This window comes from Flavobacterium sp. LK-23, assembly GCF_058135255.1.
This window is the reverse complement of record NZ_JBYUVT010000009.1, coordinates 14,067-27,826: the sequence shown is the minus strand read 5'-3', so window position 1 is coordinate 27,826 and position 13,760 is coordinate 14,067. Positions and strand designations below refer to the sequence as shown.

Annotated in this window: 14 protein-coding genes and 1 tRNA gene; 8 read left to right on the top strand and 7 right to left on the bottom strand. The window is 33.5% G+C overall.

The features are described 5' to 3' along the window. The first annotated feature begins 76 nt into the window (after positions 1–76). Positions 77–823 carry an MlaE family ABC transporter permease gene (locus AC3Y25_RS14460; protein ID WP_250837501.1) on the top strand — a complete coding sequence of 249 codons (747 nt, stop codon included), beginning with the start codon at positions 77–79 and terminating at the stop codon, positions 821–823. Next, positions 823–1,584 carry an ABC transporter ATP-binding protein gene (locus tag AC3Y25_RS14455; protein WP_250837502.1) on the top strand — a complete coding sequence of 254 codons (762 nt, stop codon included), beginning with the start codon at positions 823–825 and terminating at the stop codon, positions 1,582–1,584. Before AC3Y25_RS14460 ends, AC3Y25_RS14455 begins: the two co-directional genes overlap by 1 nt. 89 nt (positions 1,585–1,673) lie before the next feature. On the opposite strand, the gene AC3Y25_RS14450 is transcribed toward AC3Y25_RS14455, so the two are convergent. The 4 genes from AC3Y25_RS14450 to AC3Y25_RS14435 all read right to left on the bottom strand — a co-directional run bounded on the left by AC3Y25_RS14450 (position 1,674) and on the right by AC3Y25_RS14435 (position 5,313). Beyond that, a complete protein-coding gene (locus tag AC3Y25_RS14450; protein ID WP_379798888.1) occupies positions 1,674–2,270 on the bottom strand; it encodes a SprT-like domain-containing protein in 597 nt (198 codons plus the stop codon). Positions 2,271–2,346: 76 nt separating this feature from the next. Then, the gene (locus tag AC3Y25_RS14445; protein WP_095931811.1) at positions 2,347–3,024 is read right to left on the bottom strand and encodes an SDR family NAD(P)-dependent oxidoreductase; all 678 of its coding nucleotides are present in this window, start codon (positions 3,022–3,024) and stop codon (positions 2,347–2,349) included. Between the two features lie 35 nt (positions 3,025–3,059). Beyond that, complete coding sequence (locus tag AC3Y25_RS14440) at positions 3,060–4,037, bottom strand: M20/M25/M40 family metallo-hydrolase (RefSeq protein WP_489903208.1); 978 nt, start codon at positions 4,035–4,037, stop codon at positions 3,060–3,062. A gap of 133 nt (positions 4,038–4,170) precedes the next feature. Next, the gene (locus AC3Y25_RS14435) at positions 4,171–5,313 is read right to left on the bottom strand and encodes an acyl-CoA dehydrogenase (RefSeq protein ID WP_250837507.1); all 1,143 of its coding nucleotides are present in this window, start codon (positions 5,311–5,313) and stop codon (positions 4,171–4,173) included. A 492-nt stretch (positions 5,314–5,805) separates the two neighbouring features. On the opposite strand from AC3Y25_RS14435, the gene AC3Y25_RS14430 reads away from it, so the two are divergent. The 3 genes from AC3Y25_RS14430 to AC3Y25_RS14420 all read left to right on the top strand — a co-directional run bounded on the left by AC3Y25_RS14430 (position 5,806) and on the right by AC3Y25_RS14420 (position 9,016). Further along, entirely contained in the window at positions 5,806–6,381 is a 576-nt protein-coding gene (locus tag AC3Y25_RS14430) for a chalcone isomerase family protein (protein ID WP_489903207.1), read from the top strand. Positions 6,382–6,523: 142 nt separating this feature from the next. Then, positions 6,524–7,750: a Glu/Leu/Phe/Val dehydrogenase dimerization domain-containing protein gene (locus tag AC3Y25_RS14425; RefSeq protein WP_489903206.1), complete on the top strand. Its 1,227-nt coding sequence runs from the start codon at positions 6,524–6,526 to the stop codon at positions 7,748–7,750. A 360-nt stretch (positions 7,751–8,110) separates the two neighbouring features. Continuing rightward, complete coding sequence (locus AC3Y25_RS14420) at positions 8,111–9,016, top strand: energy transducer TonB (RefSeq protein ID WP_379798898.1); 906 nt, start codon at positions 8,111–8,113, stop codon at positions 9,014–9,016. Positions 9,017–9,408: 392 nt separating this feature from the next. Here AC3Y25_RS14420 and AC3Y25_RS14415 read toward each other — a convergent pair whose 3' ends face one another. Both AC3Y25_RS14415 and AC3Y25_RS14410 read right to left on the bottom strand, forming a co-directional pair. Next, positions 9,409–9,804: an ExbD/TolR family protein gene (locus tag AC3Y25_RS14415; protein WP_008464192.1), complete on the bottom strand. Its 396-nt coding sequence runs from the start codon at positions 9,802–9,804 to the stop codon at positions 9,409–9,411. 3 nt (positions 9,805–9,807) lie between these two features. After that, complete coding sequence (locus AC3Y25_RS14410; protein WP_427875303.1) at positions 9,808–10,503, bottom strand: MotA/TolQ/ExbB proton channel family protein; 696 nt, start codon at positions 10,501–10,503, stop codon at positions 9,808–9,810. Positions 10,504–10,633: 130 nt separating this feature from the next. Between AC3Y25_RS14410 and AC3Y25_RS14405 the strand changes: the two genes are divergently transcribed. Together AC3Y25_RS14405 and AC3Y25_RS14400 are read left to right on the top strand one after the other, a co-directional pair. Beyond that, positions 10,634–11,860, top strand: coding sequence for a bifunctional folylpolyglutamate synthase/dihydrofolate synthase (locus tag AC3Y25_RS14405; RefSeq protein ID WP_489903205.1), 1,227 nt, complete (start codon positions 10,634–10,636; stop codon positions 11,858–11,860). A 178-nt stretch (positions 11,861–12,038) separates the two neighbouring features. Next, positions 12,039–12,116, top strand: a tRNA-Val gene (locus tag AC3Y25_RS14400). A gap of 74 nt (positions 12,117–12,190) precedes the next feature. Here AC3Y25_RS14400 and AC3Y25_RS14395 read toward each other — a convergent pair. After that, complete coding sequence (locus tag AC3Y25_RS14395; protein WP_489903204.1) at positions 12,191–12,979, bottom strand: hypothetical protein; 789 nt, start codon at positions 12,977–12,979, stop codon at positions 12,191–12,193. A 346-nt stretch (positions 12,980–13,325) separates the two neighbouring features. Here AC3Y25_RS14395 and AC3Y25_RS14390 point away from each other — a divergent pair, with 346 nt between their 5' ends. Further along, positions 13,326–13,742, top strand: a complete 417-nt coding sequence (locus tag AC3Y25_RS14390) for a helix-turn-helix domain-containing protein (protein WP_489903203.1) — start codon at positions 13,326–13,328, stop codon at positions 13,740–13,742. Positions 13,743–13,760: the final 18 nt, after the last annotated feature.

Genomic DNA, 13,760 nt, shown 5'->3' with positions numbered 1-13,760 from the left:
GTAAAACACTCGAAAAAACTGAACTCATAACTCATAACTCATAACTTCTTTTTACCTTAGCCAATATTTAAAAATTATGATGCTAATCCGTTATTTATCCCAAGTAGGGAAATATTTTTTAATGCTGAAAGAAATTTTCAACAAACAGACTAAATGGCCTGTTATGAAAAATCTAATCCTAAAAGAAATTGATGATCTTATTATTGACTCACTAGGAATTGTTTGCTTTATCTCTTTTTTCATCGGAGGAGTTGTTGCCATTCAAACAGCATTAAACTTAACCAATCCTTTAATTCCAAAATATTTAATTGGTTTTGCTACGCGTCAATCTGTAGTTTTAGAGTTTGCCCCTACTTTTATTTCGGTAATTATGGCCGGAAAAATGGGGTCTTACATTACTTCAAGTATAGGAACAATGCGAGTTACAGAACAGATTGATGCGTTAGAAGTTATGGGAGTTAACTCTGTAAACTATCTTGTTTTTCCAAAAATAATCGCTTTATTAATGTATCCTTTCGTAATCGGGATTAGTATGTTTTTAGGAATTTTTGGTGGATGGATAGCTTGTGCTTACGGAGGATTTTCAACTGGTGCAGATTTTATTATGGGAGCTCAAAAAGATTTCATACCGTTCCATATTACTTATGCCTTTATTAAAACTTTAATCTTTGCCATGCTATTGGCAACAATCCCATCTTTTCACGGATATTATATGAAAGGTGGTGCATTAGAAGTTGGTAAAGCAAGTACAACATCATTCGTATGGACTTCTGTTTGTATCATTCTTTTTAATTATATATTAACTCAATTATTATTAGGATAATGATAGAAGTAAAAAATATAGAAAAATCATTTGGGGACAGCAAAGTTTTAAAAGGCGTTTCGACGGTATTTGAAACTGGAAAAACCAACTTGATTATTGGACAAAGTGGATCTGGAAAAACAGTTTTATTAAAAACGTTATTAGGAATTCATACACCCGACTCAGGAACAATTGAATTTGACGGAAGGGTTTATTCTGATTTAGACAAAGATGAAAAACGTGACTTGAGAACCGAAATCGGAATGGTATTTCAGGGAAGTGCCTTATTTGATTCGATGACTGTTGAAGAAAATGTAGCTTTCCCGCTAAAAATGTTTACTAATAATAACAAAGCGCAAATTAAAGAACGAGTTGATTTTGTTTTAGAAAGAGTAAATCTAATCGATGCACACAAGAAACTGCCTTCTGAAATTTCTGGAGGAATGCAGAAACGTGTGGCTATTGCTCGCGCAATTGTAAACAATCCAAAATATTTGTTTTGTGATGAACCTAACTCTGGTTTAGATCCAAATACTTCGACTTTGATTGATAATTTGATTCAGGAAATTACCCGAGAATATAACATTACAACGGTAATCAATACACACGATATGAACTCTGTAATGGAAATCGGTGAGAATATTGTTTTCTTAAAGAAAGGTCTGAAAGCTTGGCAAGGAACAAAAGAAGAAATCTTTACGACCGACAATGAGGCGGTAGTTAAATTTGTTTATTCTTCAAACCTTTTCAAAAAAGTAAGAGAAGCCTATTTGAAAGGCTAGTCCTTTAAAATTCCAATATCAAAAATCCCAAATTCCAATTGTAGTAAACTTTGGAATTTGGGATTTTCTATTCATTCTTACTTTGGAATTTAATTGATCAATTCCACTTCCGCATTTGGGTTAAAAAGATAAGTCTTTCCTGAGCTGATTTCTAAACACTCAAAACGCTTTGTCCTAACGGCTATTTTTTTAAAAACCTTACCATTTTTAATTCTAAAAACACTTCCGTACGGAATTTCAAAAACGTAATTTTTATCATTTTCCTTGTCATATTGTTTTAAAGCCAAAGACAAAGTGGTATCGGTATCACTACTTGCTGAAGGATTTTTGAAATGTCTTGCCAAAAGCGGCAATATTTGTCCTGGAAATATTTCTGGCCGAATAAACGGAACCATTAAACGCTGAAAAGTATATTTCCATTCATTTCCATGCGGTTTTATATTTCGTCCGAATTTCTCAAAAGCAACTAAATGTGCAATTTCATGAATCAGCGTAATCAAAAAACGATACTTATTCAAACTTGCGTTAACCGTAATTTCATGCTTTCCACTTGGTCCTCTCCTATAATCTCCGTGACGCGTCTGACGCTCATTTACAATTTTCAAGTGAACCTGATTGGCCACTATCAAATCGAAAACAGGTTTTACCGCGTGTTCAGGAATATATTTAGCTAAAGTTTCGCTCAATTTAAAGTTAAATGTTATTTGTTAGATGTTAGACGTTTTAAAATTGGAATTTGGATTTTTTATTTTGGAATTTAATTTACGGATTTGTTGAAGAAACTTCTAAAACTTTTCCGTTAAAATATTTATTCCCATTTAATGTAAAATCATAAATATAAGTTGCCATTCCTTCAGCAGAAATTGGAGCTTGATAACCAGGGAAAGCTTCATTAAGCATTTCAGTTTGAACAGAACCCAAAGCCAAAACATTAAATGAAATTCCTTTTTCTTTATATTCTTCAGCCAATAATTCAGTTAAAGTAATTACGGCTCCTTTACTCGAACTGTAAGCCGCTAATCCAGCAAATTTCAAACTTCCGCGAACCCCGCCAATTGAACTAATTGTTACAACATGACTTCCTTTTTCTAAATAAGGAATACAGATACGAGTTAAATTGGCAACAGCAAAAACATTCACTTTATAAATATTTTCAAAATCTGCCTGCGTAGTTTGCTCAAAAGGTTTTAAAAGCAAAGCGCCCGCATTATGAACCACTGCATCTACTTTTTTCCACGTTGAAGAAAGAAAATTGTCAACCTGATCCAAAGCCGTTTCATCTGCCAAATCAACAGACAGACAAGTTACATTTTGATGTTCTAAAAGTGCTTGCGGTATTTTTCTGGAAATGGCCAAAACCTGATGACCTGCTTCGGCAAATTTCAAGGCTAATTCGTAACCAATTCCTCTGCTTGTTCCTGTAACGATAATATTTTTCATGTAGCAAAAATAATCAAATGCTGTAAAACAGCCTCTTATTTGTTCATCGTTATTTCTTGCGTTGGCGAAACCGTAATTTTGGTTACTGCAGGCAATAATTCTTGTATGAATGCCGTGATATGAGGAATATCCATTAATTTAAATTCGTCTGAAACATGGTGATAGTAATCAAAATTTTCGAAGTCGAAAGTACTTAGGGATTGGCATGGTTTTCCAAAAGCTTGAAAAAACGAATAATTATCAGAACGGTAGAATAATTGATATTCTGCTTCTTTCGGTAAAAATCCGATGGTGTTTTTTCCTGTGTATTCGTTTATTTTTTGCGCCATATTCGATTTATCAAAACCAGTTATGTAAGCCAAATAATCTCGTTTCATTGGCACACCAATCATTTCTATGTTTAATTGTGTATAAAGATTGAAATTTTGTTTTTTCAATTTCTCTACTAAACTTTTTGAACCTAGTAATCCTTTTTCTTCTCCAGCAAAAAATACAATTAAGATGCTTCGTTTATTGGCTTTAGTTTCGCTAAAATATTTTGCCATTGCCGCTACAGAAGTTACGCCCGAAGCATCATCGTTTGCGCCATTATTTATTTTATCGGCTTGTTCTTTTTTCTCTAAACCAATATGATCGTAATGTGCGCTCAGGACCACAAATTCTTTTTTAAGTTCAGGATCTGTTCCTTCAATAACACCAACAATGTTGAAAGCTGGCAAATCAAAATTGGTCAAAGTATCGCGATAGGTTTTAAAATAGGGTTTGATTTTATTTTTCTTTAAAAAGTCTTCCAAGAAAACAGCAGCTTTTTCAATTCCTTTTGTTCCTGTCTCGCGACCTTCCAATTCATCAGAAGAAAGATATTTTAGAAAATCTGAAATTTCAGCTTCTTTTACTTTATAACTAATTTCTATTGGTTTTGAATTTGTTTTTGCTTCATTATCATTTGAAGTTGAAGTTCCCGATTTACATGCTAAAAAAATAAATGGAAGCAAAAAGTATAGCTTTCTCATGGTTTTCTGTTTTTATTGATGATTGATAATAAATTTTATTGGACTATAAACTTATGAAAAGTAATAGAATATTCATAAAAAAAACCCTTTCAACTAAAAGCCGAAAGGGTTTAAAATATGTTTTTACGATTATTTATCCAGCAATAACTGCTCTCGAAATTACGATTTTCTGAATTTCAGAAGTTCCTTCGTAAATCTGAGTAATTTTAGCATCACGCATAAAACGCTCTACGTGATATTCTTTTACATACCCGTTTCCTCCGTGAATTTGAACAGCTTCAACTGAAGTATCCATTGCAACTTGCGAAGCAAATAATTTTGCCATTGCACCGCTCACGTCGTAATTTTTATTATTGTCTTTATCCCAAGCAGCTTTCATACACAAATGGCGCGCTGCTTCGATATTTACTGCCATATCTGCCAATTTGAAAGCAATTGCCTGATGGTTGCAAATTTCAGTTCCAAAAGCTTTACGCTCTTTAGAATATTTTAAAGCCAATTCATAAGCTCCTGAAGCAATTCCTAATGCTTGCGAAGCGATTCCAATTCTACCGCCTGCAAGAGTTTTCATTGCAAATTTAAACCCGAAACCATCTTCACCAATTCTGTTTTCTTTTGGAACTTTAACATCAGAAAACATTAATGAATGTGTATCAGAACCACGGATTCCCATTTTCTGTTCTTTCGGACCAACTGAAAAACCTGGCATATCTTTCGTCATAATCAAAGCATTGATTCCTTTGTGCTTTAATTCTGGATGTGTTTGTGCAATTACTAAATATACAGATGCTGTATTTCCGTTTGTGATCCAATTTTTAGTTCCGTTAACCAAATAATGATCTCCCATATCAACCGCAGTTGTTTTTTGAGAAGTTGCGTCACTTCCTGCTTCAGGTTCACTTAAGCAAAAAGCACCGTGAATTTCTCCAGAAGCCAAACCTGGAAGGTATTTTTGTTTTTGCTCTTCAGTACCATATTCTTGCAATCCCCAACAAACTAATGAATTGTTTACAGACATTACAACAGATGCAGAAGCATCTACTTTAGAAATTTCTTCCATTGCAATAACATAAGAAATAGCGTCTAAGCCGCTTCCTCCATATTTAGGATCAACCATCATTCCCATAAATCCAAGCTCACCCATTTTTTTGATTTGCTCAGTTGGAAAAGTCTGGTTTTCGTCACGTTCAATAACTCCCGGCAATAATTCATTTTGAGCAAAATCTCTTGCAGCCTGCTGAATCATTAAATGTTCTTCGGTAAGATTAAAATCCATAGTAGTATTCTTTAAAGTTTTTTCAACTCAATTTCAAAAAGAAATTTTAGTTGATGGTTTTTTATGTTTTTGTTTTTTTTGAGCTCCTAAAACTTTTCAGTTCAAAGGCTTCCAAAGATACTTTTTAAAAGTGTAATTTACAATGCGCGCATATAAAATTAATAGATCAGCAAAGATTACGATAACGTTTTCGTGATTATTTAGCTTTTTCTTCAAATCAGCATTAATCTCGCAACAATTCTTTTAAAATTTAAAAGTCAATTTTTCTTTTTAAAGCATAAAAAAACGAACATTTTTGACAGATTTTTAGCGAGCAATGCTTAAACAATTCTTAAAGCACGTAAATCCACGTAAAACTAGTCTTACTAATTTGATTTTTAATGCAATAGAAAAATTAAATGTATTTTTTACATAAAAAAAACATTCTGAAAATGAACCAAATATTAATAAATTACTATTATTTTTGCCTTAAAAATAATAAATTGATAGAATATGAAAAAGATTTTACTTTTACTGATAATCCTTTTAAGCTTACCATTTTCTACTGTTTCGGCACAAACTCAAATCGAAGTTAACGGTGTGACAGTTCCTAGAAAAATAGAATTTCAAGGCAAGTCATTACAGTTAAACGGAGCAGGCGGAAGATCAAAAATGTGGCTGGAAGTATATGTTCAGGCATTGTATTTATCTCAATTAGCACAGGATCCGCAATTCATTATCGATAGTGATACTGAAATGGCTGTTAGAATCGAAATTACTTCTTCTATGGTTTCTTCAAGCAAACTGACAAAAGCAATGAACGCAGGTTTTGAAAAATCTGCAGGAGCAAATCTTGAACAATTACGCCCTAGAATCGAACAGCTGAAAAGCTTTTTAAGTGACGCAATTACAGAAAAAGATGTATTTGTTTTAGCTTACAACCCTTTTGACCAAAATGTTTACGTTTCTAAAAATGAAGTTTTGAAAGGAAAAATTCCTGGATTTGATTTCAAAAAAGCATTATTCGGAATCTGGCTTTCTGATAAACCAGTTGACGAAACTTTGAAAAAACACTTATTAGGACAATAGTTCTTAATTTTCTAAATATTCAAAAAGCCGAAAACCTAATAGTTTTCGGCTTTTCTTTTTTGTTTGCTAAATTTGCTGCAAAATACATTATTCGCATTATTCTATTTTATACATTTACGCAAAATAAACATATCACAACAAAATGAAAGATTTATTACAACAATTTGAAAACAAAGCACCTGAAATTGTTTTCAATTGGAAAGATTCTGAAACAGAAGCCGAAGGGTGGACTGTTATTAATTCACTTCGTGGAGGAGCTGCGGGTGGAGGAACAAGAATGAGAAAAGGCTTAGACATGAACGAAGTTTTGTCATTGGCAAAAACTATGGAAGTTAAATTCTCAGTTTCTGGTCCTGCAATTGGAGGAGCTAAATCTGGAATTAACTTTGACCCAAACGATCCTCGCAAAAAAGGTGTTTTGCAACGTTGGTACAAAGCCGTTTCTCCGTTATTGAAAAGCTATTATGGAACTGGAGGAGATTTGAATGTTGATGAGATTCATGAAGTTATTCCAATGACAGAAGAATGTGGTGTTTGGCATCCGCAGGAAGGTGTTTTCAATGGACACTTTAAACCAACAGAAGCTGATAAAATTAATAGAATTGGTCAATTGCGTCAGGGTGTAATTAAGGTTATCGAAAACCCTAAATTCTCTCCAGACGTAACTAGAAAATATACAGTTGCCGATATGATTACGGGTTATGGCGTTGCCGAAGCGGTTCGTCATTTTTACGCAACTTACGGCGGAGACATAAAAGGTAAAAAAGCAATCGTACAAGGTTTTGGAAACGTAGGTTCTGCAGCTGCTTTTTATTTAGCTGAAATGGGTGCGAAAGTTATCGGAATTATTGATCGCGACGGTGGATTAATAAAAGAAGAGGGTTTTTCTTTTGAAGAAATCAGAACCTTGTTTTTAAATAAGGACGGAAATAAATTGGTTGCTGATAATATGATTCCGTTTGAAGAAATCAATTCTAAAATCTGGACAATCGGCGCAGAGATTTTCACTCCATGTGCTGCATCTAGATTGGTAACTCAAGCACAAATTGACAGCTTAATCGCAAACGGATTGGAAGTTATTTCTTGTGGTGCGAATGTTCCTTTTGCTGATAAAGAAATTTTCTTTGGTTCTATTATGGAGCAAGTAGATCAAAAAGTAAGTTTAATTCCCGACTTTATTTCAAACTGCGGAATGGCACGAGTTTTTGCTTATTTCATGGAGAAAAAAGTCCAAATGACAGATGAGGCTATTTTTAACGATACTTCAGACACAATTAAAAATGCGATTGTAAAAGCTCATACTTTAAGTCAATCAAAAACAAATATCAGCGCAACTGCTTTTGAGATTGCATTGAAACAGTTGGTGTAATATATTCTATACTTTAATATAAAAACGAGCCAGATTTCTATTTGGCTCGTTTTTTTGTACTGCAGATTTTTTAACGCAAAGCACGCTAAGTTATTTTAATTTGGAACGCAAACAATATATAAATATTAAGTTCGCAAAGCTTTATTTTGACAAAGCTTTGTGAACTTTTAATCTTAAGAATCACTCAAATTTAAGTCAATTAAAACTTTGCGTTTCTTTGCGTAAATCTTAGCGTGCTTTGCGTTATAATTTAAAAAAAACCTTTGCGAACTTAGAGGTTAAATTCTCTCTTTCATTCTAAACAATTTTTACTACTTTTAAACGTTTTTAAAATAATACATTTCAAAATTCAGAATTTAAATGAGTTCCTCAATTTCTTCAGATCAAAAGAAATCATTACTATTCACAATCGCTATTTATGCGGTTGTTATTGCGTTGCTGTTTTTTATACGTTTTTGGCCTCCATATAATCCTGAAAATAATGTTGCCCTTGCAGATGGCGGTGGAGGTGGCGGAGGCGTGACTGTAAATTTCGGAGACAGCGATTTAGGCTCTGGTGCCAATTATAAAAGCGAAGTTCTGGATGTAAAAAACAATGTAAAACAAGCTCCCGCAAAAGCAACTCCCGAAGAAGAAGCTATAATTAGCCAAGAAAATACAACTGCCGATAATGATGTTGTTATTCCGACCAAAGAGAAGCCGAAAAAACCTGTTCCTGTTGAAAAACCGATACAAAAACCTGTACCCGAAAAACCAAAAGTTTCTAACTCAACAAATGATGCTTTAGCCAGCATCATGAAAGGTTCGAACAAAGGCGGAGACGGAGATGATAAAGCAGCAGGAAATAAAGGAAAAGCAAACGGAAGTTTAAACTCAAACGGATATTACGGATCTGGTGGCTCTGGCGGAGGAACTGGAGGCGGTAACGGAACCGGAAATGGCATTGGCACAGGAAGCGGTTACGGAGCCGGAAGTGGCGGAGGATCTGGCGGAGGATCTGGATATTCTCTAGGAAACAGAAAAGCCCTTTCTAAACCTGCACCAAAATATACTTGCAACGAAGAAGGAAAAGTCGTTGTTGAAGTAAGCGTTGACCAAAACGGTAAAACAATAAGTGCGACTGCAGGAATTAAAGGAACAACCAATACTGCAAAATGTTTACTAGATCAAGCAAGAATCGCAGCAATGAATACCAAATGGGAATCTGATAGTGATGCTCCTGCAAAACAGGTTGGGAAAATTATTTATAATTTTAGTTTGGATTAAAAAACACGAATTACACAGATTTACACTAAATCTGTTTTCATAGAAAAAGGCTTTCAGAAATCTGAAAGCCTTTTTTATTTCCGCCCAGTTTGTCATTTCGACGAAGGAGAAATCTTCGCGAGAAGCTCTACAAAGATTGGGTTCTCGTTGCGGAGTTACTTGTGGAGATTTCTCCTTCGTCGAAATGACAAAATTGCGTTTTTTGCTTCTCCTATTAGACCTAAAAGGTTTTTAAAACCTGTCAGGTCAAGATTACCAATTTGTTCGCGTGAGGGATAGAAGCAAGCTACCGAAGTAGCGCGTATAGCCCGACCGTACCGAGATAAAAAGGCGTATATACGCAAAGTATATTTGTCTTTTTATCTCGGTATGGTCACGCCCTGATATTAAATTTATTTCGGACTTGTTGCAATTACAAATTTTAAGTTGTTCTTTACTCCTATCTGTAAAACATCTACTAAGTCTTGAACTTGTAGGTTAAACGGAATTCGAACTACAACGGTTTGTTCTTTATCTGTTCCTATTTTTGACATTAAACTCGTTTCTAGATTTTCAAAATCTACTTCCTGTTTGTCAATGTAGAACTTTTTATCTTCGGTAACCGATAAACTAATTAATTGTTTATTGGTCTTTTCATTCGCTTTAGCTTTTGGCAATGTCATCTTAATCACATTCGGATTTGCCAGTGTTGAAATAATTAAGAAAAACAACAGCAGGAAAAACATGATATCGCTCAAAGATGAAGTTGCAACTTCGGCGTGAAATCTTCTTTTTCTTTTAATAGACATGACTTATGCTCTTTGAATTATATTGACAAATTCTAAAATCTGTTTCTGAATTTTTAAAGCAAAATTATCAATCTTTCCGTTTAACAAGTGGTAAGCGCTATACGCAATAATACCCACAATTAATCCAGAACCAGAACTAATCATTTTTTCGTATAAACCTCCAGAAATGTTTCCGATGCTAATGTTTTCTGTAACCGAAATGCTATAGAAAATTTTAATAACCCCAGAAATCGTTCCGATAAAACCTAACGTTGGCGCAATACCAGCAATAAGTCCAAGATGACCTAAATGTCTTTCCATTTCGCCAATTTCGATATCGGCAGCGCGGTCCATGTTGGCTTCAATTTCTGAAATTGGTCTTCCGATTATCAAAACACCTTCTTTTAAAATATTTCCGGCCGCAGTATTATTTCTTTCTACAATTGTTCTTGCTAATTCAATATTTCCAGAATGCAATTTTTCACCAACATCTTGCATCAATCTGCTATCAATTTTAGATGCTCGGCTTATGTACATATAACGTTCAAAAATCAAGTAAATAGTGTAAAACAATAAAATCGCAATCGGAATTAAGAACACTCCCCCTTTCATGATGAAACCAAACATTGAAATTTCATTTTGCGGCGCTGCAATCTTCTCGATCACTACATTTGAAGCATTTGCGATTGTATCTGTTTGTAACTGAATAAAACTAAACATATATTAATTCTGGTTTTTAATAATTAATTCTAAAAAATATTTGAAATTTGCAATAAAGATAATTTTCGCTGTAATATTAAACTACAAAAATCGAAATTTATTTCAATCAACAACCATTTTATCTAAACAAATGAACTATCAAGAGACCACCAATTGGATGTTTAATCAACTTCCAATGTACCAATTGCAAGGTGCTTCGGCGTATAAAGAAGATTTAACGAATATCAAATTGTTGGCGGCTCATCTTGATAATCCGCAAAATGAGCTAAAATGTATTCACGTTGCGGGGACAAACGGAAAAGGTTCTACCTCGCATATGCTTTCGTCTGTTTTACAAGAAGCAGGATATAAAGTCGGATTATATACTTCTCCGCACTTGAAAGATTTTAGGGAAAGAATTAAAATAAAAGGTAAAGAAATCTCAGAAGATTTTGTGATTGAATTCATCGCAAAACACAAAGATTTTTTTGAAGCCAATGATATGAGTTTCTTCGAAATGTCAGTCGGTTTGGCTTTTGATTATTTTGCTGCAGAAAAAGTAGATATTGCGATTATCGAAGTTGGTTTGGGCGGAAGATTGGATGCTACTAATATTATTACGCCTTTGGTTTCGGTAATTACCAATATTGGTTTAGATCATACTCAGTTTTTAGGAAATACGCTGGAAGCCATTGCTGGAGAAAAAGCGGGAATTATAAAACCGAATATTCCTGTTGTTATTGGCGAATATACCGATGAAACGAAACCAGTATTTTTGGCTAAAGCCGAAGCGAACAACGCGCCAATTTCTTTTGCTTCAGATTTAATTGATCAGATTTATTTGTCTGATTTGATTGGAGATTATCAGTTTCATAATAAAAAAACGGTTCAGCAGACGATATCGATTTTGAATAATGAAACCGATTTTAAAATTTCGATCGAACACTTGAAAGAAGGTTTATTGCATGTTGTAAAAAATACGGGTTTGCAAGGAAGATGGCAGCAATTGGGAGAAAATCCAAAAATTATTTGCGACACGGCTCACAACAAACACGGATTAACTGTTGTAATGAATCAGCTGAAGAATGAAAAATACGAGAAACTTCATATTGTTTTAGGAGTTGTAAATGATAAAGATTTGGATTCTATTTTGCCGCTTTTCCCAAAAGAAGCGCAATATTATTTCTGCAATCCGAATTCGTCACGAGCTTTGCCAGCCGAAACTTTACAAAGGGAAGCAAAAAAACATGATTTGATTGGAGAAAAATACGATTCTGTTGCCATCGCTTTCGCGGAAGCGAAGAAAAATGCTTCAGAAAATGATTTTATTTACGTTGGCGGAAGCACTTTTGTCGTTGCCGAATTGCCTTTGAACTAAAATATACTTTTGATCTAGAAAAAACTTTAAAAAATTCATTTTAATAACAAATTCATAAACAAATAGATATGAGTTATTTTTAAAAAAGTTTTATTTTTTATTCTTTTTTCTTTGCAGGACTCGAAAACAAGCGTATATTTGCACTCGCAATCACAAACGATAGCAACCTAGTAAAATAGGGCGATTAGCTCAGCTGGTTCAGAGCACCTCGTTTACACCGAGGGGGTCGGGGGTTCGAACCCCTCATCGCCCACCAAGAAACTCCTTAAGAAATTAAGGAGTTTTTTTTTGCTTATTTTTAAACTTACCAGTTAACTATTGAAACAATCTTTACAATTCCGGATTGTATTTTATTTGTTTAAAATCTTTATTTACAATTTCTAAATGAAATCCAAAATCATTTTGAATATAATCATGTAAAAGAATTTCAGTATTAAAGTCACCATTTTCATCAATGTAGACAGAAAAATCAAAAACACTTAAACTATCAAACCAATTCTCTCCTACATTTAGAAGTTTATGTCTAAAATTAGCCTGATTATAAAAATCAAGAAGTTCATCACTTATTTGCCCCAACCATATCAAGTATTCTATTATTGATTCCAATAGATAAACATCTGGCTTTTTTTCAGAAAAAATAAAATATCCTTCTCCATCTCCCCAGATATCCTTATTAGTAAAGTTCTTATTCAAAAGAACTATATTTTTAACTTCTGCAGAAATCCCAACACAGTAGCTACCATCAACATCAACAGATACTACAAGATCTTCAATACTTAGTTTCGTCGGTACTTTTTTTATCTTAGAATCACGTAAATCGCTATAAATTTTAATATTCCAAATATCTTGACTTTCTATTTTTGATGCCAGTGCTTTTAACTTTATAGTTTGAAACAAACCACTTGTTTTCAAACTTTCCTCAACAATTTTAGAAGCAAATATATTACTTCCTACCATATTATAAATCTTGGCCAGAATAAATTTTTCATCAAAAGTTGGCTCCTTCAAGTCTTTTAAAAAATAAATGATATCATATAGTTTTTCAACACTTTTCTCTGAGCCATTTGATTTTAAAAACTCAACTTTAGCATCTTTAAACTCTTTTGTTATATTCTTCATTATCTAATTTAAAATTATACTTCTTCCAAACGAATATAGGAATATTTTGAATTTCTTTTATATATTTCAGAATATTCAATGTATAAGTAATTGTCATTTCGAGGAACGAGAAATCACACTCGGAAATCGACACAGATTAGCGATATACTTTACGTAATTTCTAGTGTGATCCTTCGTTCCTCAGGATGACAAATCTTTATCTATAATTAAGCCTGAGAACAGAATTCAAAATTCTTACCATAAAAATTGTATTTTTGTTTACCGCTCCCAAAGAAAATCTGTAACATACATTTAAAATCTGTTTTTTACAGTTCTGGTTTATTCACTTAATTATTATCTTTGAATTATGAGCACACTATCAAGACCAAAACATATCGGAAGAAATATTAGCCGTATTCGTGAACTTCGTGATATGAAACAGGAAGCTTTGGCACAAGCTTTAGGAACAAATCAACAAGCTATTTCTGCTATGGAAAATAGCGAAACTATTGATGAAGAAAAGCTTACAGCAGTTGCAAAAGCACTTGGCGTTACAGCTGAAGGTATTAAAAACTACAGCGACGAAAACATACTAAGCATCATTAACAATACATTTAATAGTCACGACAGTTCAACATTAAATGCAGTCAATTTTCAACCTACTTTTAATCCACTTGATAAAATTGTAGAACTTTACGGAGAAAAAGAAAAACTTTACGAACGCTTAATCCAAGCCGAAAAAGACAAAGTTGAATATCTCGAAAAAATAGCAAAAGGAAAGTAACCTTTTTAAAACATAAAA

Coding starts and splice junctions, on each gene's coding strand:
- AC3Y25_RS14415 (WP_008464192.1), bottom strand. CDS start 9,804: ATGTCTATTAAAAGAAAAAGAAGATTTCACGCCGAAGTTGCAACTTCA.
- AC3Y25_RS14390 (WP_489903203.1), top strand. CDS start 13,326: ATGAGCACACTATCAAGACCAAAACATATCGGAAGAAATATTAGCCGT.
- AC3Y25_RS14435 (WP_250837507.1), bottom strand. CDS start 5,313: ATGGATTTTAATCTTACCGAAGAACATTTAATGATTCAGCAGGCTGCA.
- AC3Y25_RS14420 (WP_379798898.1), top strand. CDS start 8,111: ATGAGTTCCTCAATTTCTTCAGATCAAAAGAAATCATTACTATTCACA.
- AC3Y25_RS14395 (WP_489903204.1), bottom strand. CDS start 12,979: ATGAAGAATATAACAAAAGAGTTTAAAGATGCTAAAGTTGAGTTTTTA.
- AC3Y25_RS14410 (WP_427875303.1), bottom strand. CDS start 10,503: ATGTTTAGTTTTATTCAGTTACAAACAGATACAATCGCAAATGCTTCA.
- AC3Y25_RS14455 (WP_250837502.1), top strand. CDS start 823: ATGATAGAAGTAAAAAATATAGAAAAATCATTTGGGGACAGCAAAGTT.
- AC3Y25_RS14425 (WP_489903206.1), top strand. CDS start 6,524: ATGAAAGATTTATTACAACAATTTGAAAACAAAGCACCTGAAATTGTT.
- AC3Y25_RS14405 (WP_489903205.1), top strand. CDS start 10,634: ATGAACTATCAAGAGACCACCAATTGGATGTTTAATCAACTTCCAATG.
- AC3Y25_RS14440 (WP_489903208.1), bottom strand. CDS start 4,037: ATGAGAAAGCTATACTTTTTGCTTCCATTTATTTTTTTAGCATGTAAA.
- AC3Y25_RS14460 (WP_250837501.1), top strand. CDS start 77: ATGATGCTAATCCGTTATTTATCCCAAGTAGGGAAATATTTTTTAATG.
- AC3Y25_RS14430 (WP_489903207.1), top strand. CDS start 5,806: ATGAAAAAGATTTTACTTTTACTGATAATCCTTTTAAGCTTACCATTT.
- AC3Y25_RS14445 (WP_095931811.1), bottom strand. CDS start 3,024: ATGAAAAATATTATCGTTACAGGAACAAGCAGAGGAATTGGTTACGAA.